General features: G+C 68.1%; 25 protein-coding genes. 16 read left to right on the top strand and 9 right to left on the bottom strand.

The genetic code is table 11. The features are described 5' to 3' along the window. Positions 1-93: 93 nt before the first annotated feature. Entirely contained in the window at positions 94-390 is a 297-nt protein-coding gene (locus KDK82_RS22835) for a hypothetical protein (protein WP_043824581.1), read from the top strand. Between the two features lie 2 nt (positions 391-392). On the opposite strand, the gene KDK82_RS22830 is transcribed toward KDK82_RS22835, so the two are convergent. Continuing rightward, positions 393-1,043, bottom strand: a complete 651-nt coding sequence (locus KDK82_RS22830; protein WP_088166256.1) for a YitT family protein — start codon at positions 1,041-1,043, stop codon at positions 393-395. Positions 1,044-1,216: 173 nt separating this feature from the next. After that, positions 1,217-1,714, bottom strand: coding sequence for an outer membrane protein assembly factor BamE (locus KDK82_RS22825; protein ID WP_012203765.1), 498 nt, complete (start codon positions 1,712-1,714; stop codon positions 1,217-1,219). Positions 1,715-1,760: 46 nt separating this feature from the next. Here KDK82_RS22825 and KDK82_RS22820 point away from each other — a divergent pair, with 46 nt between their 5' ends. The 10 genes from KDK82_RS22820 to KDK82_RS22775 all read left to right on the top strand — a co-directional run bounded on the left by KDK82_RS22820 (position 1,761) and on the right by KDK82_RS22775 (position 8,808). Then, complete coding sequence (locus tag KDK82_RS22820) at positions 1,761-1,964, top strand: DUF3460 family protein (RefSeq protein WP_012203764.1); 204 nt, start codon at positions 1,761-1,763, stop codon at positions 1,962-1,964. Positions 1,965-2,012: 48 nt separating this feature from the next. Further along, on the top strand, positions 2,013-2,906 hold the full coding sequence (locus KDK82_RS22815) for a ScpA family protein (RefSeq protein WP_034390789.1): 894 nt from the start codon (positions 2,013-2,015) through the stop codon (positions 2,904-2,906). Positions 2,907-2,965: 59 nt separating this feature from the next. Beyond that, on the top strand, positions 2,966-3,604 hold the full coding sequence (gene queE / locus KDK82_RS22810) for a 7-carboxy-7-deazaguanine synthase (RefSeq protein WP_088166255.1): 639 nt from the start codon (positions 2,966-2,968) through the stop codon (positions 3,602-3,604). Between the two features lie 8 nt (positions 3,605-3,612). Further along, complete coding sequence (locus KDK82_RS22805; protein WP_012203761.1) at positions 3,613-3,978, top strand: 6-carboxytetrahydropterin synthase; 366 nt, start codon at positions 3,613-3,615, stop codon at positions 3,976-3,978. 142 nt (positions 3,979-4,120) lie between these two features. Continuing rightward, entirely contained in the window at positions 4,121-4,501 is a 381-nt protein-coding gene (panD, locus tag KDK82_RS22800) for an aspartate 1-decarboxylase (RefSeq protein ID WP_012203760.1), read from the top strand. 27 nt (positions 4,502-4,528) lie between these two features. Then, on the top strand, positions 4,529-5,851 hold the full coding sequence (gene bioA, locus KDK82_RS22795; protein WP_088166254.1) for an adenosylmethionine--8-amino-7-oxononanoate transaminase: 1,323 nt from the start codon (positions 4,529-4,531) through the stop codon (positions 5,849-5,851). Next, a complete protein-coding gene (gene bioD, locus KDK82_RS22790) occupies positions 5,848-6,549 on the top strand; it encodes a dethiobiotin synthase (protein ID WP_088166253.1) in 702 nt (233 codons plus the stop codon). Before bioA ends, bioD begins: the two co-directional genes overlap by 4 nt. Beyond that, entirely contained in the window at positions 6,546-7,763 is a 1,218-nt protein-coding gene (gene bioF / locus KDK82_RS22785; RefSeq protein ID WP_088166252.1) for an 8-amino-7-oxononanoate synthase, read from the top strand. Before bioD ends, bioF begins: the two co-directional genes overlap by 4 nt. 31 nt (positions 7,764-7,794) lie before the next feature. Further along, positions 7,795-8,154, top strand: a complete 360-nt coding sequence (locus KDK82_RS22780; RefSeq protein ID WP_034390779.1) for a 5-carboxymethyl-2-hydroxymuconate Delta-isomerase — start codon at positions 7,795-7,797, stop codon at positions 8,152-8,154. A 15-nt stretch (positions 8,155-8,169) separates the two neighbouring features. After that, entirely contained in the window at positions 8,170-8,808 is a 639-nt protein-coding gene (locus KDK82_RS22775) for a tRNA-uridine aminocarboxypropyltransferase (RefSeq protein ID WP_088166251.1), read from the top strand. A gap of 48 nt (positions 8,809-8,856) precedes the next feature. On the opposite strand, the gene KDK82_RS22770 is transcribed toward KDK82_RS22775, so the two are convergent. From KDK82_RS22770 to KDK82_RS22750, 5 genes are all read right to left on the bottom strand, one after another. Then, on the bottom strand, positions 8,857-9,840 hold the full coding sequence (locus KDK82_RS22770) for a tripartite tricarboxylate transporter substrate binding protein (RefSeq protein WP_088166250.1): 984 nt from the start codon (positions 9,838-9,840) through the stop codon (positions 8,857-8,859). Between the two features lie 131 nt (positions 9,841-9,971). Beyond that, positions 9,972-10,607: an aminotransferase class IV gene (locus KDK82_RS22765; RefSeq protein WP_088166249.1), complete on the bottom strand. Its 636-nt coding sequence runs from the start codon at positions 10,605-10,607 to the stop codon at positions 9,972-9,974. A gap of 14 nt (positions 10,608-10,621) precedes the next feature. Further along, on the bottom strand, positions 10,622-11,779 hold the full coding sequence (gene pabB, locus KDK82_RS22760; RefSeq protein ID WP_088166248.1) for an aminodeoxychorismate synthase component I: 1,158 nt from the start codon (positions 11,777-11,779) through the stop codon (positions 10,622-10,624). Positions 11,780-11,968: 189 nt separating this feature from the next. After that, positions 11,969-12,280, bottom strand: coding sequence for a DUF4148 domain-containing protein (locus KDK82_RS22755; RefSeq protein WP_088166247.1), 312 nt, complete (start codon positions 12,278-12,280; stop codon positions 11,969-11,971). Between the two features lie 221 nt (positions 12,281-12,501). Continuing rightward, positions 12,502-13,230, bottom strand: coding sequence for a Crp/Fnr family transcriptional regulator (locus tag KDK82_RS22750; protein ID WP_088166246.1), 729 nt, complete (start codon positions 13,228-13,230; stop codon positions 12,502-12,504). 165 nt (positions 13,231-13,395) lie between these two features. On the opposite strand from KDK82_RS22750, the gene KDK82_RS22745 reads away from it, so the two are divergent. The 5 genes from KDK82_RS22745 (at position 13,396) to KDK82_RS22725 (ending at position 18,340) form a co-directional block, all read left to right on the top strand. Further along, on the top strand, positions 13,396-14,625 hold the full coding sequence (locus KDK82_RS22745; protein WP_088166245.1) for an ABC transporter ATP-binding protein: 1,230 nt from the start codon (positions 13,396-13,398) through the stop codon (positions 14,623-14,625). Positions 14,626-14,628: 3 nt separating this feature from the next. Then, positions 14,629-16,191: a hypothetical protein gene (locus KDK82_RS22740; protein ID WP_088166244.1), complete on the top strand. Its 1,563-nt coding sequence runs from the start codon at positions 14,629-14,631 to the stop codon at positions 16,189-16,191. Between the two features lie 87 nt (positions 16,192-16,278). Next, positions 16,279-17,160, top strand: a complete 882-nt coding sequence (gene panB, locus KDK82_RS22735) for a 3-methyl-2-oxobutanoate hydroxymethyltransferase (protein WP_012203749.1) — start codon at positions 16,279-16,281, stop codon at positions 17,158-17,160. Positions 17,161-17,227: 67 nt separating this feature from the next. Continuing rightward, the gene (gene panC, locus KDK82_RS22730; protein WP_012203748.1) at positions 17,228-18,079 is read left to right on the top strand and encodes a pantoate--beta-alanine ligase; all 852 of its coding nucleotides are present in this window, start codon (positions 17,228-17,230) and stop codon (positions 18,077-18,079) included. A gap of 45 nt (positions 18,080-18,124) precedes the next feature. Continuing rightward, positions 18,125-18,340 (top strand): DUF3079 domain-containing protein, encoded by a 216-nt coding sequence (locus KDK82_RS22725; RefSeq protein ID WP_034390767.1) that lies wholly within the window; start codon positions 18,125-18,127, stop codon positions 18,338-18,340. On the opposite strand, the gene KDK82_RS22720 is transcribed toward KDK82_RS22725, so the two are convergent. Together KDK82_RS22720 and KDK82_RS22715 are read right to left on the bottom strand one after the other, a co-directional pair. Further along, positions 18,325-19,518, bottom strand: a complete 1,194-nt coding sequence (locus KDK82_RS22720) for a M20 aminoacylase family protein (RefSeq protein WP_088166243.1) — start codon at positions 19,516-19,518, stop codon at positions 18,325-18,327. The two genes, KDK82_RS22725 and KDK82_RS22720, sit on opposite strands and share 16 nt — an antisense overlap. A gap of 8 nt (positions 19,519-19,526) precedes the next feature. Further along, on the bottom strand, positions 19,527-20,504 hold the full coding sequence (locus tag KDK82_RS22715; RefSeq protein ID WP_256974530.1) for a tripartite tricarboxylate transporter substrate binding protein: 978 nt from the start codon (positions 20,502-20,504) through the stop codon (positions 19,527-19,529). Positions 20,505-20,528 lie beyond the last annotated feature (24 nt).

The raw sequence follows: 20,528 nt of genomic DNA, 5'->3' as shown, positions 1-20,528 counted from the left end.
CGACACCCTCGGTGCGGGGCGGCCCTTCCTCGGCGTCCCTGACTTAGGCTCTGCCGGTTTCAAAGATTGCGCACAGTGTGTTGGACGACAATCATGAAGTCTGCAAAGTCCCGCAAGCCCTCACGGTCCCCGGCCCTGGGGGCTTTTCTTTGCCTGTGCGCCGCGGCCCTGCTGTCCGGCTGCACCGTGGTGGCCGTGACCGCCACGGCGGTCAGCGTCACGGCCTCGGCCGTGGGGCTGGCCGCGGATGCGGCTGTGGGCACGGTAAAAATCGTCGGCAAGGGAGTGGGCAAGGCCGTCGATGCGATGAGCGATGACGGGGCAGCCGCAGACAACAGCGGCATCACGGTCCGCTACCGCACGCCCGATGGGCAGCCTCTGACGCCCTGAGGCTACTGCCCGGCGTAGCGCCCGGGCCGGTGGCTCACGGCCAGGAACACGCCCATGACCACGGCCGCCAGCACCGACCAGGCCACGCGCTCGAAGGGCACGACCCACAGCGCCAGCAGCACCACGCAGCAGTCGATGGCCATCTGCACCTTGCCGGCGCGGATGCCGTAGCGGTCCTGCAGGTAGAGCGAGGCAATGGTGGCGCCGCCCAGGCTGGAGCGGTGGCGCGCCAGGAACAGCAGGCCCGAGCCCATGAGCAGGCCGCCCGCAATGGCGGCAAAGGCCGGGTGCAGGTAGTCGATGTGGATGAGGCGCGGCCCCATTTCGGTGATCAGCGACAGCGCGCCCACGCAGATGAAGGTCTTGACCGTGAAGGTACGGCCCACGCGCGTCCAGGCAAACCAGTAGAACGGGATGTTGATCGCGAAGAAGACCAGGCCGAACGGCCAGCCCGTGGCGTAGTGCAGCACGAAGGCCAGGCCCGCCGTGCTGCCCGTCAAAAGCCCCGCCTGGGCGAACATCATCATGGCGATGCCCACGAACAGGGTTCCGGTGAAGAGGGCCTGGACATCCTCGAAGAGGCCATGGCGCAGCGAAGCGGTGGCCGAAACAGGCGCAGCGGGCGCGGCAGCGGGTAGGGAAGGCGTGGACATTGTCGGGGTGATGACAGATCTATCGTCGCAAAGGCCCCGGATCGGAGCCTTCACCGTACCCATGGGGTGTCATAGGTACAAACCCGGATTCTAGAGACTGTTGCCCCGGCGCGCTGTGGCGTGCAGGGTACAGCGCACCGCAGGAGCTTGCAGGAGTTTGCGGGGGCCTGTTGTCAGGCTCCGCCGTGCAGTTTCTCGCGGCCCGCGCTGCGCAGCACGCGGCCGTCGGGGCCGAAGGTCACGGTGAACTCCATGTCGCGCGTGGGGGGATCGATGTAGTTCCAGTCCCAGTCGGTTTCCTGCTTGAGCTGGTAGGGCGTGATCTTGGCGGGCTTGCCCAGCATGCGGCGCACCTGCTCCTCGTCCATGCCGGGGCGGATCTTCTCGAAGTTGTGCGGCGCCAGCACCTGGCGCAGCGCGCTCATGCGGCCATCGGTGCCGATGGTGATCATGTAGTTGCGGCTGCCGGCGGGCTGGCGGTTGTACTCGAAGGTGCGCGAGCCGTCGGGCTCGGTCCAGATGCGTTCGGGCTCGCCAAAGCGGGCGCGGACGTCGGCCTCGGTGGACAGGCCTTCTTCGAGTTCCTTGATGTTTTGGGGATCGCAGCCGGGCAGCGAGAGCATGCCCATCACGGCCACGGCAACCCCCAGAAGACGGGAGACTAGGTTCATCGGCGGTGTCCCGGTAAAATCACGCGATTCAAGAGGTTATCAGACTATGTCATTCTTTCGCCGCCCCGACTATCGCTCCGACGCCACCAACTTCATCAATGACCTGAAGAAGCAAAAGCCCGAGCTGCCCAGCCAGCAGCTGGCCGGCCGCTCGCTGCTGTGGGACAAGGACGTGAACCACGAAGTCTGGGAAGACCTGCGCGCCGGCCGCGTGGACCAGAAGCCCTACGTCTACCAGACGAACTCCTGATTGCCCATGCGATGAAAAATCAGCCTGTTCCCACCGTGCACCCTGCGCATGCGGCATTCGCCCAGGCAGCAAGGCATGGCCGAGGCTGAATCCGCGCTGGCGCCTGCGGGCGCCTCCGCCACATCCCCCCCTCCTGGCGACGGCACCCCGGTCGTGATCGACCAGGTGGCTTTGGCGCGCCTGTACGGCGAGCCGCTGTTCGCCCTGCCGCAGGACCTGTACATCCCGCCCGATGCGCTGGAGGTCTTCCTCGAAGCCTTCGAAGGGCCGCTGGACCTGTTGCTGTACCTGATCCGCAAGCAGAACTTCAACATCCTCGACATACCCATGCTGGACGTGACGCGCCAGTACATGCGCTATGTCGACGAGATCCGCAGCCGCAACCTCGAACTGGCGGCCGAGTACCTGCTGATGGCGGCCATGCTCATCGAGATCAAGTCGCGCATGCTGCTGCCGCCCAAGAAGCAGGAAGGCGGCGAAGAGGCCGAGGACCCGCGCGCCGAGCTGGTGCGCCGGCTGCTCGAGTACGAGCAGATCAAGCTCGCTGCCCACCAGCTCGGCCAGGTGCCGCACTACGGGCGTGACTTCCTCCGGGCCCAGATCCACATCGAGCAGAACCTGCAGCCGCGCTTTCCCGATGTGGATGTGGCCGAGCTGCAATCGGCCTGGCGCGACATTCTCAAGCGCGCCAAGCTCGTGCAAAGCCACAAGATCACGCGCGAGGAACTCTCGGTGCGCGAGTACATGAGCCAGGTGCTCAAGGCCCTGCAGGGCCGGCGCTTCGTCGAGTTCGAGACCCTGTTCCAGCCCGAGAAAGGCTCGACCGTGCTGGTCGTGACCTTCATCGCCCTGCTGGAGCTGGCCAAGGAAACGCTGATCGAGATCACCCAGGCCGAAGCCTTTGCGCCCATCTACGTGCGCCTGGCCTATACGCCCGTCTAGCGGGCACGGATACAGGCACGCGCACACCGACAGGCCGGCTCCACCGGCCTCCATGCACCATGACTTACAGCGTCAAAGAAATCTTCTACACCCTGCAGGGCGAGGGCGGCCAGGCCGGCACGCCGGCCATCTTCTGCCGCTTTGCAGGCTGCAACCTCTGGACCGGCCGCGAGCAGGACCGCTCCAGCGCCATCTGCCAGTTCTGCGACACAGACTTCGTGGGCACCGACGGCACGCTGGGCGGCAAGTTCGCCACGGCCGACGCCCTGGCCGAACGTATCCTGTCCCAGTGGCCGGCCGGCGACAGCCAGCACCGTATGGTGGTGCTGACCGGGGGGGAGCCCCTGCTGCAGGTGGACGAGCCCCTGATCGCCGCCCTGCATGCGCGCGGCTTTCGCATTTCCGTGGAAAGCAATGGCACCGTGGCCGCGCCCGAGGGCATCGACTGGCTGTGCATCAGCCCCAAGGCGGGCGCCGAATGGGTCCAGCGCAGCGGCCAGGAGCTCAAGCTGGTCTGGCCGCAGCCCGGCTTCGATCTGCAGGCCATCGAGGCAGGCACCCGTTTCGACCGCTATTTCCTGCAGCCCATGGACAACGTCCTGCAGGCCGACAACACGGCCGCCTGCATAGCGCAATGCCTGCAGCGCCCGGCCTGGCGCCTGAGCCTGCAGACCCACAAGCTCACCGGCATCCGCTGATTTTTGCCATGCAGTTCACCGTACACCAGCGCTTTTTCTTCGATGCCGCCCACACGCTGGAGCGCGCCATCGAGACCGAGAGCAGCCGCCGCATCCACGGCCACACCTACTACGCCGAAGTCAGCGTCACCGGCCCGCGCAACCCGGACAACGGCATGGTGATCGACCTGGGCTACCTGCGCTCGCGCCTGAAGACCCTGGGCGACGCGCTGGACCACCGCTTTCTCGACGAAATCCCCGGCCTGGGCAAGCCCACGCTGGAAAACCTGTGCCTGTTCATTGCCGATTCCCTGGCCGACCTGCAGCCCGCTCCCAGCCGCATCCGCGTATGGCGCGACAGCATCGGCGATGGCTGCGTGCTCGACCTGAACTGAAGCCAGGCCCCGCAGCGGCGCCGCTGCCGTTGAACAACTTCACGGCCTTCATGGGATTTCTCCTTCGCATATAGACTTGGTGGCTTTTTTTGCCAGCCCAGGCCCCATCAAGACCGCGCAAAGCGCCCCTCGAGAGACAAACATGTTCCGCACCCTGCTCAAATCCAAGATCCACCGCGTCAAGACCACGCAATGCGAGCTGCACTATGAAGGCTCCTGCGCCATCGACGAGGACCTGCTGGACGCCGCCAACATCGTCGAGAACGAGCAGGTGCACATCTGGAACATCGACAACGGCGAGCGCTTCGTCACCTATGCCATCAAGGGCCAGCGCGGCAGCGGCATGATCTCGGTCAACGGCTCGGCCGCGCGCCGTGCCGCCGTGGGCGACCTGCTGATCATTGCGTCCTTCGCCCAGGTGCATGAGACCGACGTGGCCACGCACCAGCCGCAGCTGGTCTTCGTGGACGATGCCAACCGCCAGGTCGAACTGCGCCACCACGTTCCCACGCAGCAGCTGTGAGCTGCGCTGCGGTGTGACAATCGCGCGATGACTCAATCGCTTGCCGCCCGCAGCCTTGCGGCTGTGTGGCACCCCTGCACCCAGATGAAGCGGCACGAGGCCGCGCCCCCCATCGCCATCGCGCGCGCACAGGGGCCCTGGCTCCACGACACCGAAGGACGCCGCTACCTGGATGGCGTCAGCTCCTGGTGGGTCAACCTCTTCGGCCACAGCCATCCGCACATCCAGGCCGCGCTCACCGACCAGCTCGCCCAGCTTGACCATGTGATGCTGGCCGGCTTCACGCACGCGCCCGTGGTCGAGCTGTCCGAACGGCTGGCCACGCTCACCGGCCTGGGCCATGCCTTCTACGGCAGCGACGGCGCATCGGCCACCGAGATCGCCCTCAAGATGAGCGCGCATTACTGGCGCAACCTGGGCCGCCCTGCCAAGAGCCGCTTTGCAGGCCTGGCCGGCGGCTACCACGGCGAAACCGTGGGCGCGCTGGCCGTGACCGATATTCCCATCTTCCGCGAAGCCTATGCGCCCCTGGTGCGCCTGGCCGACACCGTGCCCAGCCCCGATGCACGCGGCGCGCAAGACGGCGAAAGCCCGGTCGATGTGGCACGGCGCGCCGCCGAAGGCCTGCGCCAGTGGCTGGAGCAGCACCACGAGACCACGGCCGCCCTCATCGTCGAGCCGCTGGTGCAGTGCGCGGCCGGCATGGCCATGCACGACCCCGAATACCTGCGCCTGGCGCGCGCCCTGTGCGACCGCTACGAGGTGCACCTGGTGGTGGACGAGATCGCCGTGGGCTTCGGCCGCACGGGCAGCATGTTCGCCCACCAGCAGGCCGGCATACGGCCGGACTTCATCTGCCTGTCCAAGGGCCTGACGGGCGGCACGCTGGCCCTGTCGGCCGTGCTGACCACCGAGACCGTCTACGCCGCCTTCTACGACGATTCCGTGGCGCGCGGCTTCCTGCACTCGCACTCGTACACCGGCAACCCGCTGGCCTGCCGCGCGGCCCTGGCCACGCTGGAGCTGTTCGAGCAGACCGATGCCATCAATGCCAACCTCGCGCTGGCGCAAAGGCTTGACGGCGCCTTCGCCCCTTTGAACCAGCACGCCCGCGTGCGCCACGCACGGCGCCAGGGAATGATCTGGGCCTGGGATGTGCAGACCTCGCTGCCCGACTTCTCGCGCCGCTACAGCGCAGCCGCACTGGAGCGCGGGCTGCTGCTGCGCCCTATCAGCAACACCCTCTACGCCATGCCTCCCTATTTGCTGGACGAAGAGGCCGTGCAGCACCTGGCCGCCAGCGCGCTGGCCGCCCTTGAAGACACACTGGCCCAGGAGAACCATTCGTGAACGCCCACCGCACCATTGGCTGCTTTGTCACCGGCACCGACACGGGCGTGGGCAAGACCCTGGCCTCCTGCGGGCTGCTGCATGCGCTGGCCCGCCACCATGCCCGCGTGGTGGGCATGAAGGCCGTGGCCGCAGGCGCCGAGCCCGACGGCCAGGGCGGCTGGGCCAACGAGGACACGCTGGCGCTGCGCGCCGCCTCCACCCTGGCCGTTCCGCCCGAACTGGACAACCCCGTGCTGCTGCCCGATCCCATGTCGCCGCACATCGCCGCGCAGCGCGCGGGCCGCTCCATAGAGATCGCACACATCGTGGACAGCTACCGGCGCCTGGCCGAACAGGCCGACGCCGTGGTGGTGGAAGGCGCGGGCGGCTTTCTCGTGCCGCTGTCCGACCAGCTCTCGGGCGCCGACCTGGCCTGCGCGCTGGACCTGCCCGTGGTCATGGTCGTGGGCCTGCGGCTGGGCTGCCTGAACCACGCCGCCCTCACGGCCGAGGCCATCCGCACGCGCGGACTGCGCCTGGCCGGCTGGATTGCCAGCCGCGTGGACCCCGCCATGCTGGTGCCCGAGGAAAACATGGCCTGGCTGCGCCAGCACCTGGACCGGCAACTGCAGGCGCCGCTGCTGGCCGACATCCCCTTCCAGCAGCACCCCGACCCGCGCGCCACCACCTATACCCTGCCGGAGCAATGGCAATGAGCGGCTCCTGGCTGGACGACATTCCCGCGCGCATCGCCGAGCTCGACGCGGCCCACCTGCGCCGCCGCCGCCGCGCCACGGCGCCGCTGCAGGGCGCCGCCAGCGGCGCCCACATGGAGGTGGACGGCCACCCCATGCTGGCCTTTTGCAGCAACGACTACCTGGGCCTGGCCGGCCACCCCACCCTGGTGCGCGCCGCCTGCGCGGGCGCCCAGGCCTTTGGCGTGGGCTCGGGCGGCTCGCCCCTGGTCAGCGGCCACAGCACGGCCAACGCCGCGCTGGAGGAACAGCTGGCGCACTTCGTGCAACTGCCGCGCGCGCTCTACTTCTATGCGGGCTACGCCACCAATGCCGGCATCGTGCCGGCCCTGGTGGGCGCGGGCGATGCCCTGTTCTCCGATGCGCTCAACCACGCCTGCCTGATCGACGGCGCCCGCCTGTCGCGCGCCCAGGTCCACCGCTATGCCCATGCCGACCTGGGCGACCTGGCCGCGCAACTGGCCGCCAGCACGGCCCGGCGCAAGCTGGTCATCAGCGATGCCGTGTTCAGCATGGATGGCAACGTGGCAGACATCCGCGGCCTGCTGGCGCTGTGCGAGCAGTACGACGCGCTGCTGCTGCTCGACGACGCGCATGGCTTCGGCGTACTCGGCCCCCAGGGCCGGGGCAGCCTGGCCGAGGCGGGACTGACGGGCGCAAACGCCTCGCCGCGCGTGCTCTACATGGCCACGCTGGGCAAGGCCGCTGGCGTGGCCGGTGCCTTTGTCGCGGGCAGCGACATGCTGGTCGAGTGGCTGCTGCAAAAGACGCGCAGCTACATCTTCGCCACGGCCGCGCCGCCCATGCTGGCCAGCGCGCTGCAGGCCAGCGTGGCCCTGATCGAGGCCGAGGACGAGCGCCGCGAGGCCCTGGCCGAACGCATTGCCGAGCTGCGCGCCGGCCTCACGCCGCTGCTGGCGCGCACGGGCTGGCAGCTGCTGCCCTCGCGCACCGCCGTGCAGGCCCTGGTCATAGGCTCCAACGCCACGGCCCTGGCCGTGATGGAGGGCCTGCGCGAGCGCGGCCTGTGGGTGCCCGCCATCCGCCCGCCCACCGTGCCCGAAGGCACGGCGCGGCTGCGCATCGCGCTGTCGGCCTCCCACACGCGCATCGACGTGCAGCTGCTGCTGACGGCGCTGGACGAGGTCTCGCGCCTGGCCCCACCCATCCCCTGAATCCCTCTTCACCACCGGAACGGAGACATCCATGCCCCATCTCTACGTCGAATACACCGACAACCTCGCCGGCCTGCCCGGCCAGCAACTGCTGACCGAACTCAATGCCTTCGTCTGCAGCCACCCCAGCATCCTGGACGAGGCCGACGTCAAGGCCCGCCTGCTGCCGGTCAGCCAGTTCGAGATCGGCTCCGCTCCTGCCAACCGCGGCTTCGTCCATGTGCAGCTGCGCCTGCTGGCGGGCCGTACCGACACGGCCAAGAAGGAGCTGTCCGAAGGCATTGCCGCGGTGCTGCGCCGCCTCACGCCCCAGCCGGCCGGCATGATGGTCCAGCTCAGCGTGGAAATCGCCGACATGGACAAGCCCAGCTACTACAAGGGTCGCCTGTAAGGCAGGCGCCGGGCCTTGTCCGCCGTGAGCACCCGCGCACGCTGCGCGCAATGCCTGCGCCCTGAGCGCACCTGCCTGTGCCCCCTGGTGCAGCCGGTGCCGCATGCGGTGCAGCTGCTGGTGCTCCAGCATCCCGAGGAAGAACTGCAGGCCAAGGGCACGGGCCGGCTGCTGCACCTGTGCCTGCCCGCCAGCCGCCTGGCGGTGGGCGAGGCCTTCGAGCCAGCGCAGTTGCAGGCACTGCTGCACGCGCCCTGGCAGTCGGGCGACGCCCCGCGGCAGGCCGTACTGCTCTATCCGGAAACACCGCACGGCGACCAGCTGGGCCTGGCCAGGCAAGCGCCCTGGCCGCAGCCCGCGCCATGCCCCGAGGACCTGCGCCTGGTGGTGCTGGACGCCACCTGGCGCAAGAGCCGCAAGATGCTCTACCTCAACCCCGGCCTGCAGGCCCTGCCGCGCCTGGCACTGCAGGGCGACCTTCCCGCCTCGCGCTACGGCGCCCTGCGCAAGGCCCATGCGCCGGGCCAGCTGTCCACGCTGGAGGCAGCGGCCTGCGCGCTGCAACGGCTGGCGCCTGCCGGCCCGTCGCTGCAGCCGCTGCGCGATGCGTTCGAGGGGCTGCTGTCCCTGCATGCCCTGCACAGGCCCGAATGAAAAAACGCCTCGGGGAACGAGGCGTTTTTCATGGCGGCAGGCCGTGCTTCAGTTTTCCGGCGTGATCCTGGCGAACTTGACCAGTTCGGCGTACTTGCCCATGTCGGTACGGATGATCTGGGCCAAGTTTTCGTCGCCCGTGGGGGCAATGATGCCAGCCCCTTCCAGGCGCGCGCGCATCGCCGGATCGGCCAGGCCCGCCTTCAAGGCCTTCTGCAGGCTGGCCACCACCTCGGCAGGCAGGTCCTTGGGTCCCGCCAGCCCGAACCAGCCGCTCAGCGCGTAGCCCTTGAGTGCCGCGTTCTCGCCCAGTGCGGGCACGTCCTTCATCATGGCGATGCGGTGGGCCGTGGTCACGCCCAGGGCCTTGATCTTGCCGCTCTGGATGAACGGAGCCGCCACCGAGGGAGAGACGATGGCGAAATCCAGGTTGCCGCCCGCCAGGTCGCTGGTCATCGCGGCCGATCCCTTGTAGGGCACATGGACGATGTCCACCCCGGCAATCTTCTTGATCAGCTCGCCCGAGAAATGCGGCGTTGACCCGATGCCCGGGCTGCCGTAGCTGTACTTGCCGGGATGGGCCTTGGCCAGGGCGATGAACTCGTCGATGGTCCTGGCCGGCATCTTGGTGCCGGCCACCCACAGGTTGGGCAGCACGCCGGTCAGCGCGATGCCGGTCAGGTCCGTGGCCGGGTCGTACTTCTGCGCGGCGTTGACGAACTTCGTGCCCGCCAATTCGTTGCTGGAGCCTGCGAGCAGGGTATAGCCGTCGGCCTTGGCACCGACCACGCGCTGCGCGGCCACCACGCCGGCGGCACCGGGCACGTTGTCGACCACGACGGTCGCATTGAGGTGCTTGGCCAGGATGTCACCCACCACGCGCCCCACCAGGTCGACCGAGCCGCCTGCCGCGTAGCCGACGACGACGCGAATGGGCTTGTTGGGATAGGTGGTCTGGGCGCACAGCGGGCCCGCCGCCAGGACAGCCGCGGCGGTGATCAGCGCGCGGCGGGAAATACGGAATTCATGCATGGATCGATCTCAAGGGAGACAGGCATCAGCCAACAATCAAAATGATATTGCTCAACAATATTCACCGATTGTCTGACATTGCCTTGTGGAATCCATCCCTGAAAACCATGAGTTCCACCCCGGCCTGCAGTTCAGCGCAGAACTGCCGGCAGCCAGCCGCGCAGGCTGTTGACGAAGGCCCAGCCCTGCACGCGCGGCAGATCGTCCAGCCGCACCGGGTGCTCCACCACGCGGCCCTCGTCCAGCGCCACCGCGCGGCCCACGCCGGGCAGCAGGCCGCTGGACAGCGGCGGGGTCACCCAGCGGCCCGCCAGCAGCACGGCGATGTTGCCGCGCGTGCCTTCGGTGATCTCGCCGTCCTCGTTGTGGAGCACGGTGTCGAACACCGAGGCATCGGTGGGCTGCAGGCTGTCGTAGTGCGCGCGGCGCGAGGTCTTGAAACGCACCCAGTCGCCACGCGCCACCGCATTGGCGATGGGCCGGTCGGCCAGCGCCAGCCGAACAGGCGTGGCGGAAGGCGGCAGCGGCGCCGCCTGGGTCTGTATCCGCCCCGTGGCATCCAGCGCCAGGCGCACGCGCCAGTGGCCGCTGGCGTGCGCCTGGCGCAGCTGCTGCAATGCCTGCTCCAGCACGTCATCCGTGCAGGGCCGGCCGAAATGCCGCGCCGCGTCCTGCATGCGCGTCACATGGCGCTGCAGATGGATGAAACCGCCATCCCGCAGGGCCAGTGTTTCCAGAATGTCGAAATCGAAGTCCGTATCCGCCATGGCTGCACGCCCTTTCACACCTTGTCCAGAAAAGCCCTCTTGTGGCGCCATTCCTGCCATTCGGCAGGCGCCTCGGCGCCCGAGGTGATGCCGCTGCCGATGCCGCAGCGCAGTTCCGTGCCACGCGCCACCACAGTGCGTATGGGCACATTGAAGGTGGCGTGCACGCGCCCCGCGGCGATGCCGGGCCGCACAACGCCCACGGCGCCGCAGTACACGCCGCGCGGACCCGGTTCCAGCTCGTGGATGAGCCGCATGGCCTGGCGCTTGGGCGCGCCCGTGATGGAGCCGCAGGGAAACAGTGCCGCAAACACGTCTGCCAGGCCAGTGCCGGGCCGCGTGCGCGCCTGCACGTCGGACGTCATCTGCCACACGGTGGGCAGGGGTTCGGCATGGAACAGGCGCGGCACCTGGACGCTGAAAGGCTCGGCAATGCGCGAGACATCGTTGCGCAGCAGGTCCACGATCATCACGTTCTCGGCCCGCTCCTTGGGCGAGGACCGCATGGCCTGGACATTCGCCTCGTCCTGTGCAGGCGTGGCGCCACGGGGCGCCGTGCCCTTCATGGGGCGCGTGAGGATGCGCTCGCCATCCCAGTCGAAGAACAGCTCGGGCGAGACGGACAGCACCTGCTCGTCGCCGCTGTCCATGCAGGCTACGTAGCCACCGGGCTGGGCGCGGCGCAGCGCGGCGAACAGCGATGGAATGTCGCCCCGCAGCCGGCCCATGAACTGGGCCGTGTAATTGATCTGATAGCAGTCACCGGCCGCAATCGCCTCGTGGATGCGCGCAATGGCGGCATCGAAATCGGCACGCTCCAGGCCGGGCTGCCATTGCACCTGAGATTGCGCCTGAGGGCCGGTATCGACTGCGTCCGCGTCTTCAGGCCAGGGCCGGGGGCCGTCGAAGACGGCAAACCAGGCCAGCGGCTCGCCTGGCGGCGTGGCATGCAAGGCGCCCGCGTAGGCCGCGTCAAACGCCGCCGCCGCCTCGTAGCGCACCCAGCCCAGGCACCACAGGCCGGCCTGGGCGGCCTGCTGCACGGCGTCAAGCACACCGCGCACCTGCTCGGGCGCATGGGCTGCCAGGCTGCGCAGCGGCGGCCCGAAGCCATGGCGCAGCCGGGCGGCCGAACCGTCATGGGGGTTGGGAAAATCGATCAGAAACTTCACAAAACGGCCGTCAACGCATGCTGTACTTGCATCAGCAGCTTCGCTATCGATAGCAGCCACTGACACGGGGCCGCCCAGTGTAGAGCGCGGGAAACAAAAAAGCGCCCCGAAGGGCGCCAAACCAAGCATCCCGAAAGGACGCTTTCCACCAACAGGCCCGGCACCATGCCGGACCCATATCCATTCACATCACTTCTGCGTGACGGTGTGCTGGCCTTCCAGGCGGGCCACGGCCTCACGGTAGGCGGGGCCGCTGCGCAGTTGCTGGTAGCGGGCCAGGCCGCGCTGGTATTCGGCCGAGTTGTAGCTGATGTCGCGGTCAGCCGAAGGCGAGGGCAGGTAGGTCATGCCCGCCTGGTGCCACATTTCGAGGTCGGCCAGCACTTCGGCGCGGCTCAGGCCTGCGGTGGCGGAGGACGAGGGGGAAACGGCTTCTTGGGCCATTGCAGTCCCGGCGAGGCCCAGGGTCACGGCGGCCAGTGCAGCGGAGAGGGTACGCATGTCAGATCCTTTCAAAAGGCCGCTCGGCATTCATTTCCTCACGGCATGGACGTACTATGCGGCGCTGCAGCATTCTTCGTCTGTGCGTTTTCTCACGTGTTTTCGCATCCGGCCCGGGCGGCCCGCTGCCTTTTCACCCGTGCTCCCCTCGACAGAAGGCGAATTCACGCGTTCTAGAAACAGTGTTTTTCGCGGCTTGAAACAGCCGCGGCAGACAAGGCTCAGCGCGCTTCCTCGAGCAGCACGCGCAGGCCTTCGACATGGCAGATGCGCAGGTTGCGGCCTTCGCGCCGCAGCAGGCCCAGGCGCACCAGGCGCGACATCTCGCGCGCCACTTCCTCGCGGCTGGAGCCCAGCATCAGGGCCAGGTCGGTCTGCCGGGGCGCGGGGGCGAGCAGGGCCTGCCCCTGCTCCTCTCCGGCCAATTCGGCGCGCTCCAGCAGCAGGGCATGCAGTCGGCTGCGCACGCTGAGGGTTCCCAGATTGACCATGCGCCGCGCCAGCGTCACGGCCAGGCTGCTGAGCCGCACGATGAAGGCGCGCAGCACCAGGGGCTCGCTCATCAGCAGTGCTTCCACATCCTCGGGCGCAAGCGAGGCCACCAGGCTGGGTTCTCCCGCCTCGACGACCAGCGGTATGCCCCCGCATTCGTTTTGCTGCTGCTGCATCTGGCCGCCGACGAACATGCCTGTGGCAATTTCACCGAGCGTCAGCCCGCGTCCGTTCGCGGCATAGCTGCTGACGCGCAGGCTACCGTGGACGAGCATGTACATGCGCTGGTCGGCATAGGCGCCCTCCAGCCTCTGGTGCGTGGCCAGTTGCTGCCAGCGGCATTGCGCGGCCAGTTCGGCCAGGCGCTCGTCGGTCAGGCTTTGCAGCACATGGACCTGGCGCAGGCCCTGCCAGGCCACGGCGGGAAGAAGCGGAGATGTCTGTAAGGAACCGGACATGGTGCAACACCGTTGAAGCGCATCCGCAGGGCCTGTGCGGGCCCTGTCGTCCGTCGCGGGAATCACAGCATAGCGGGATCGCATAGACTCGTCGCGCGCCGGGAATCGCACCGTCCGGCCCCTCGGATGGCCGTACCGCGCAGCACATAAAAAAGGGAGGGGTTCATGGAACCGAGCATTGAATCAGTACGACCACCTACGCCGCCACAGTCCGCCGTAGTGGCCTGGGCGCAATCCGTGGAACAGGCGATCGCCAGCCAGCAATGGCATGGCGCGTGGCGTGCACTCATAGACGCCGCCCTGCCGGCCGAAACCGCCGTGCAGCAGAGCCTGCTGACTGCGCTGGATGCCTGGGATGGCCTTGCGGCCGATTCCGGCGCAGAGCCACGCCGCGCGCTGGTGCAGCAGGCCTTCGATGCCCTGCATGCCGCCCATGCCCCAGGCCAGGCGCTGCAGGCCGATTCCGCACCTTCCCGCGCGCACCGTGCGCACCGCGCGTACCGTGTACAGGGACGGCAACTGGTCAAGCGCTACCGGCGCGGCGGCTTTGCGCTGGGGCCGGTGGATGTGGCCGTGGAGCCCGGCACCATCCTGGGACTGGTGGGCGAGAACGGCAACGGCAAGACCACCTTGCTGCGCCTGCTGGCCGCCGATCTGGCGCCCGACGCAGGGCAGCTGGACTGGGGTGTTCCCGCCACTGATGCCTACCTGCTGCGCACCCAGCTCGCCTATATCCCCCAGCGCCCGGCCGTCTGGAGCGGGCGCCTGATGGACCATCTGCAATTCGCCGCGCGCAGCCATGGCGCCGTGGGCCCACGCAACATCTGCCTGGTACAGCTGGTCATCGCGCAGCTGGGGCTGCGCGCCTTCCGGGGCCACCAGTGGAAACAGCTGTCCTCGGGCTACAAGATGCGCTTCGAGCTGGCGCGCGCCCTGCTCTGCCGGCCGCGCGTGCTGCTGCTGGACGAGCCGCTGGCCAATCTGGACATCAACGCCCAGCAGACCCTGCTGACCGATCTGCAGTCGCTGGCGCGCTCGCCCTGGCAACCCATGGCCCTGGTGCTGAGTTCACAGCAGCTGTACGAGGTGGAAAAGGTGGCCGATCAGGTGCTGTTCCTGGAGCAAGGCCAGCCGCGCAGCGTGCAGCAGAGCTTTGCCGCCATGGAAGGCTGCGCCATCGAGTTCGAGACCGGCTGGGCCATGGCGCAACTGAAACCCTGGCTGGACCGGCTGCCATCCCATACGCACCAGCTCAGTGGCCAGACCCACATAGTGAGCTTTCACGTGCCGTTCACGGCAGCGCAGTTCCTGGCGCAGGCCGTGCAGGCAGAGATGCCCGTGCGCTATTTCCGCGACATCACCGCATCCACCCGCCGCCTGTTCGTGAGGGACTGAGCCATGCCACGTTTTTCCGATATGACGAACCGCTGGGACCAATGGGTGCTGATGCGCTGCCCCCTGCTGTGGCAGCTGCGCCTGCACTGGTATCTGCCGCTGGCGCTGCTGTGGTGCGTGCTGGTGCTCGGCGTTTGGATGCAATGGATGGCCGAACCCGCGCGCTGGATGGGCTCCCTGCCCGGCGTTGCGTCCACGGCACAGCAAACGCCCGAGCAATTGGCACTGGACATCGGCTCCGTCGTGGCCTGGATCGTGGCGATCGGCCTGGCGCTGTGGTGGTTGCTGCGCGTGCGCATCCACAACCGCTGGCGCGAACACGCCCCCGTGGGCCGCTGGGGCCTGTGGTGGGAGTACCTGTGGGGAGCCTTGTTCCTATCGCTATTGTTCGCGCCTGCGATCGCCTTTTCGCCCATCTATGAAATGCGGATTCAGCGCCAATGGTCGGACACGGATGTCAGTGCACAGATCCAGACTGTCGAGCAAGTCGCAGCCCTGGAGGCGCTTGTCGCGCCACGCCAGGCGGCCATGCTCGTGGAATGGATACGTGTGCTGCGCGAGGAAGAGGTCGATCCGGCGAAGTACCCGAGCATCCAGGCCCTGGTCTGGTTGATGCGCGGAGACCAGGCCGCGATTGCCGCGACGCTGGAGCGCTACGGCCAGCCATTGCAGGCCAGAGGCTATGTGCGCCAGTCTGCCAGCTCCGCCCAGGACGAGGCGGAGCACCTGCTGGCCAGCTACCGCAGCGCGCTGCAATCCCCCCTGGCCGAGGAATGGCGCGCCTACCTGGCCGCCAACCCACCATCAGAGACTGGCGAGAAGGTATCCAGAGCGCAGAACTCCAACTGCAAACCAGCCCTGGGTCGCAGCAGGCCTTTGGATCTGGAGCCGGAACCGCGCAAATGCTTCGGTACCTATCTGGCCCAGAGCAACCGTGAGTGGCTCATGCTGCTGGAGATGTTCGACAGCCGATGGAGCCCGATGCAGCATGTGCAATGGAAGCACGCGCGCTACGGCCTCGCCCTGCCTGCCTACCAGGAAAGCCATCTGCGGCGCGCTGACAGGTCCCGCGACGACGAATGGCCAAGGATGTCCCAGTTGCTGGCGACCGTCAGCGTTGGCTTTTTCCTCGCCTTGGCCCTGGTGCTGGTGCGCCTGATGCCTGCCATGCAGCTGGTGGCCTGGGGCGCATGCCTGGTCCTGACCTTGCTTGGCAGCGTGCTGGCCGGGATGCTGGGAATCACCAGCCTCTATGTGCTGGGGCTGTTTCCAGCCGCGCTGATATCGGTCGCCTGGCTGCGCATCCGTGTGCTCAAGCGCCCCTGGGCAGGCGCGGTGCTGCTGGCCCTGGGCATGTCGCTGGCCCTGATATGGCTCGCCGCCGCCTGGTCTGAGTGGTCCGCACTGCTGTTGCCACACCCCACCGGCAGCGCAGGCCCCTGGACGGATACCCAGCACTGGCTGGACCTGCTGATGAGCGCGCCTGCCGTGGCAGCCAGCACGGCCATGCTCGTGGCCCTGCTGTCTCCGCTGTGGCGCCGATGGCGTGGCCTGCCCGAAAGGTGACGGAAAAGCAAAGGACAGCTCAGGGACAGGTGCCCCCCGCGCGCATCGCATAGACTCGCGGCAATTCCATCCCCCTCCGAGCGCCCCATGACCCAAGCACCCGTCACCGCCGGCACGCCCTACGGCACCATCCCTCCCGCCTCGCCGCTGCCCCAGCGCCGCCCCGTGAGCCTTCCGCGCCTGGCGCAGATGCGCGAGGCCGGCGAGAAGATCACCATGGTCACCGCCTATGACGCCACCTTCGCGGCCGTGGCCGATGCGGCCGGCGTGGAGTGCATTTTGGTGGGCGATTCGCTGGGCATGGTCTGCCAGGGCCTGCACAGCACCGTGGGCGTGTCGCTGCAGGACATGTGCTACCACACGGCCAGCGTGGCGCGCGGCCTGCACCGCGTGCAGGGCACGGCCTGGCTGATCGCCGACATGCCCTATGGCAGCTATGCCGAAAGCCGCGAGCAGGCCATGCGCAGCGCCTGCGAGCTGATGCAGGCCGGCGCCCATATGGTCAAGCTCGAAGGCGGCGGCTGGACCGCGCCCACAGTGCAATTCCTGGTCGAGCGCGGCGTGCCCGTCTGCGCCCACCTGGGACTGACGCCGCAGACCGTGCATGCGCTGGGCGGCTACCGCGTCCAGGGCAAGAGCGACGAGGGCGCGGCCACGCTGCGCCGCCATGCGCTGGAGCTGCAGGATGCAGGCGCCTCCATGCTGGTGCTGGAGATGGTGCCAGCACAGCTGTCGCGCGAACTCACGGCCGAGCTGCCGCACTGCCACACCATCGGCATCGGCGCGGGCAGCGGCACGGCCGGACAGGTCCTGGTGCTGCACGACATGCTGGGCGTAAACCTGGGCAAGATGGCCCGCTTCGTGCACAACTTCATGGCCGATGCGGGCAGCGTCAAGGGCGCCTTCGAGGCCTATGTGCATGCCGTGAAGAACGGCAGCTTCCCCGACGACAGCAAGCACGCCTGGTAGTCCGGCAGGCTGCACGGTCCGTTTTTCCGCTTCCCGCTTCCCCGTTTTCCCGTTCCCCGGTTTTCCCATGCAAATCGTCCACTCCATCGCCGACCTGCGCGCCATCCTGTCGAGCAAGGGCCGCCCCGCCTTCGTGCCCACCATGGGCAATCTGCACGACGGCCACCTGTCCCTGGTGCGCGCCGCGCGCCAGCACGGCGACATTGCCGTGGCCAGCATCTTCGTGAACCGCCTGCAGTTCCTGCCGCACGAGGATTTCGACAGCTATCCGCGCACCTGGGAGGCCGACTGCGCCAAGCTGGAGGCCGAAGGCTGCGACCTGCTGTTCGCCCCGCGCGAAGCCGATCTCTACCCCGAGCCGCAGACCTTCAAGATCCAGCCCGATGCGCAGCTGGCCGACATCCTCGAAGGCCATTTCCGCCCCGGCTTCTTCACGGGCGTGTGCACCGTGGTGATGAAGCTGTTCTCGGCCGTATTCTTCGCCAGCGGCGGCGGAACGGCCGTGTTCGGCAAAAAGGACTACCAGCAGTTGATGGTGATCCGCCGCATGGTCGAGCAGTTCGCCCTGCCCGTGAACATCGTGGCCGGCGACACGGCGCGCGCCGACGACGGCCTGGCGCTGAGTTCGCGCAACGGCTACCTGAGCGACGACGAGCGGCAGCAGGCCATGGCGCTGTCGCTGGCGCTCAAGCAACTGGCCGATGCCGCGCGTGCGGGCCAGGCGCCGCTGGCCGAACTGGAAGCCTGGGCCATGCAATCCCTGGCCGCCCAGGGCTGGGAGCCCGACTACCTGACCGTGCGCCTGCGCCGTGACCTGCAGCCCCCCGCCGAGGGCGCGCAACTGGCCGGTGCACCACTGGTGGCCCTGGGCGCCGCGCGCCTGGGCAAGACGCGCCTGATCGACAACCTGGAGTTCTGATCCAGCGCAAAACCCTGGCGGCTATGGCGGTCCAAGCTGGATGCCATGGCCAAGAAATTCCCCATCCACCCCGCCCATCCCGAGCGCACATGCTGGGGCTGTGACCGCTACTGCGCCCGCGACGAGCTGGCCTGCGGCAACGGATCGGACCGCACACAGCACCCGGTGGAGATCTTTGGCGACGACTGGATGGAGTGGGGTCCGGGCCCGTGCCTGGCCCCCGAGCCCGCCGCCGAACCCCGGCCTCAATCCACCAGATAGCGCTCCACCAGCAGGCTCCAGTACGCGGCACCGGTCAGCAGGTTGTCGTCGTTGAAGTCGTAGCGCGGGTGGTGCACGGGGTGGCAGTGCTCGCTGAACAGGCCATTGCCCAGGCGCAGGTAGCAGCCCGGCCGGCGCTCCAGCATGAAGGCGAAATCCTCGCCCGGCGTGATCGGGCCGAAGTCCGGGTCCACGCGCTGCGGCCCCACCAGCTCGCGCGCGACCTCCACGGCGAAATCGACCTCGCGCCCGGTGTTCACCAGCACCGGATAGCCCTGCTGGTGCTCAATCTGCACGCTGGCGCCATAGCTTTGCGCCTGCCCCTGGGCAATGGCCTCGATGCGCTCGCGCAGCTGCACCCTCACGCCGGGATCGAAGCAGCGCACGCTCAGCTCGATGCGCGCCTCATCGGGAATAACGCCATAGAAGCCGCCCGATTGCAGCGAGCACACGGACAGCACCGCCGTCTGCATGGGATCGACATTGCGCGAAACGATGCTTTGCAGCGCCATCACGATGCTGGCCGAGACCACCGACGGGTCCACCGTGAGATGGGGGCGCGCCACATGCCCGCCCTTGCCGATGACGCGGATGGCGATCTTGTCCGTCGCCGGCTGAAAGGCACCCTTGCGCATCATGAAGTGCCCCAGCTCCGCGCCCGGATGGTTGTGCATGCCGAACACGGCATCGCAGGGGAAGCGCTCGAACAGGCCGTCGGCGATCATGCGCTCGGCCCCGCTGTCATGGCCGCGCTCCTCGGCCGGCTGGAAGTACAGGTGCAGCGTGCCCGAGAAATTGCGCGTCCTGGCCAGGTACCGGGCAGCGCCCAGCAGCATGGCGGTGTGGCCATCGTGGCCGCAGGCGTGCATCTTGCCCTCGATGCGGCTGGCATAGGGCAGGCCGGTCTTTTCCTGCATGGACAGGGCGTCCATGTCGGCGCGCAGGCCGATGCGGCGGCCGCCCGTGCCCGCGCTCAGCGTGCCGACCACGCCCGTGGTACCCACGCCGGTGGCCACCTCGAAGCCCCATTCGGCCAGCTTTTCGGCGACCAGCGCAGCCGTGCTGCGCTCCTCGAATGCGATCTCGGGATGGCTGTGGATGCGGTGGCGGATGGCCCGGATCTCGGGCATGTCCCCGGCCAGTTCGGCCAGTTTCTGGTGTCTTGTGGTCTGGTTCATGCTTGGGCTCACTCGGGGCGCAGGTCCAGCTGCCTGACGGCATCGTTCCATTTGCGGTGCTCGGCCGCCAGGAAGGCCTGGAAATCGGCCGGCGTTCCCGGCATGACTTCGTTGCCGGTGGCCGCCAGCGTGGTCTGGATGTCCGGCTGTGCCAGCACTTTTTGCAGGGCAGCGTTGAGTTTGTGGATGACGGCCTCGGGCGTTCCCTGGGGCGCGACCAGTCCGTACCAGGAAGTGACGTCGAAGCCCGGGTAGCCGGATTCAGCGATCGTCGGGATCTGGGGCAGGGTCTTGAGCCGCGTGGCCCCCGAGACGGCCAGGCCGCGCATCTTGCCGGCCTGGATCATGGGGCCCGAGGACGAGGCGATGTCGAAGGCCACATCCACATCCCCGGCCAGGATGCCCGTGAGCATGGGGGCCGTGCCCTTGTACGGCACATGGGTCATGCGCATGCCTGCGCGGGCACTGAGCATCTCCATGGCGATCTGCGGGCTCACGCCGGCGCCCGTGGACCCGTAGTTGACCCCGCCGGGCCGGGACTTGGCCTGCGCCACGAGCTGGCGCACATCGCGCAGCGGCGAGTCCTGCCGAACGACCAGGATGTTGGGCACCTTGACCAGGCCGCCCACGGGCGCGAAGTCCCTGGCCAGATTGGCCTTCATCGAGGGGTACAGCAAGCCCGGGCTGTAGACCAGCGAGGTCCCGCCGAACAGCAGCGTATGGCCATCGGCAGGCGCCTTGGCGACGAACTGCGCAGCGATGTTGGTGCCGGCCCCCGGCTTGTTCACCACGATGACGGCCTGGCCCAGCTCGCGGCCCAGCCAGTCGCCGACCAGGCGAGCCGTGGTGTCGGCCGAGCCGCCCGGCGTGAAGCCGACGATGATCTGTATGGGCTGCATGGGAAAGCGCGGCTCCTGCGCGCCTGCGGCGGTGGCCAGCGCGCAGCCCAGGGCCGGCAGGATGAGGCGGGGGTGTATCACGATCATGTTTCCTCGTATGGCTCTTGAATG

Source organism: Delftia sp. K82, assembly GCF_002193035.1.
GTDB classification, from domain to species: domain Bacteria; phylum Pseudomonadota; class Gammaproteobacteria; order Burkholderiales; family Burkholderiaceae_C; genus Comamonas; species Comamonas acidovorans.
This window is presented reverse-complemented; position numbering and strand designations above follow the sequence as displayed.

Bases quoted from the DNA above. Each gene is read 5' to 3' on its own strand.
- KDK82_RS22715 (WP_256974530.1), bottom strand. From the start codon at position 20,504: ATGATCGTGATACACCCCCGCCTCATCCTGCCGGCCCTGGGCTGCGCG.
- KDK82_RS22750 (WP_088166246.1), bottom strand. From the start codon at position 13,230: ATGTCCGGTTCCTTACAGACATCTCCGCTTCTTCCCGCCGTGGCCTGG.
- KDK82_RS22835 (WP_043824581.1), top strand. From the start codon at position 94: ATGAAGTCTGCAAAGTCCCGCAAGCCCTCACGGTCCCCGGCCCTGGGG.
- KDK82_RS22830 (WP_088166256.1), bottom strand. From the start codon at position 1,043: ATGTCCACGCCTTCCCTACCCGCTGCCGCGCCCGCTGCGCCTGTTTCG.
- KDK82_RS22765 (WP_088166249.1), bottom strand. From the start codon at position 10,607: ATGGCGGATACGGACTTCGATTTCGACATTCTGGAAACACTGGCCCTG.
- KDK82_RS22755 (WP_088166247.1), bottom strand. From the start codon at position 12,280: ATGCGTACCCTCTCCGCTGCACTGGCCGCCGTGACCCTGGGCCTCGCC.
- queE (WP_088166255.1), top strand. From the start codon at position 2,966: ATGACTTACAGCGTCAAAGAAATCTTCTACACCCTGCAGGGCGAGGGC.
- panD (WP_012203760.1), top strand. From the start codon at position 4,121: ATGTTCCGCACCCTGCTCAAATCCAAGATCCACCGCGTCAAGACCACG.
- bioA (WP_088166254.1), top strand. From the start codon at position 4,529: ATGACTCAATCGCTTGCCGCCCGCAGCCTTGCGGCTGTGTGGCACCCC.
- KDK82_RS22815 (WP_034390789.1), top strand. From the start codon at position 2,013: ATGCGGCATTCGCCCAGGCAGCAAGGCATGGCCGAGGCTGAATCCGCG.
- panB (WP_012203749.1), top strand. From the start codon at position 16,279: ATGACCCAAGCACCCGTCACCGCCGGCACGCCCTACGGCACCATCCCT.
- bioF (WP_088166252.1), top strand. From the start codon at position 6,546: ATGAGCGGCTCCTGGCTGGACGACATTCCCGCGCGCATCGCCGAGCTC.
- KDK82_RS22780 (WP_034390779.1), top strand. From the start codon at position 7,795: ATGCCCCATCTCTACGTCGAATACACCGACAACCTCGCCGGCCTGCCC.
- KDK82_RS22825 (WP_012203765.1), bottom strand. From the start codon at position 1,714: ATGAACCTAGTCTCCCGTCTTCTGGGGGTTGCCGTGGCCGTGATGGGC.
- KDK82_RS22805 (WP_012203761.1), top strand. From the start codon at position 3,613: ATGCAGTTCACCGTACACCAGCGCTTTTTCTTCGATGCCGCCCACACG.
- KDK82_RS22770 (WP_088166250.1), bottom strand. From the start codon at position 9,840: ATGCATGAATTCCGTATTTCCCGCCGCGCGCTGATCACCGCCGCGGCT.
- KDK82_RS22720 (WP_088166243.1), bottom strand. From the start codon at position 19,518: ATGAACCAGACCACAAGACACCAGAAACTGGCCGAACTGGCCGGGGAC.
- KDK82_RS22725 (WP_034390767.1), top strand. From the start codon at position 18,125: ATGGCCAAGAAATTCCCCATCCACCCCGCCCATCCCGAGCGCACATGC.
- KDK82_RS22745 (WP_088166245.1), top strand. From the start codon at position 13,396: ATGGAACCGAGCATTGAATCAGTACGACCACCTACGCCGCCACAGTCC.
- panC (WP_012203748.1), top strand. From the start codon at position 17,228: ATGCAAATCGTCCACTCCATCGCCGACCTGCGCGCCATCCTGTCGAGC.
- KDK82_RS22740 (WP_088166244.1), top strand. From the start codon at position 14,629: ATGCCACGTTTTTCCGATATGACGAACCGCTGGGACCAATGGGTGCTG.
- KDK82_RS22820 (WP_012203764.1), top strand. From the start codon at position 1,761: ATGTCATTCTTTCGCCGCCCCGACTATCGCTCCGACGCCACCAACTTC.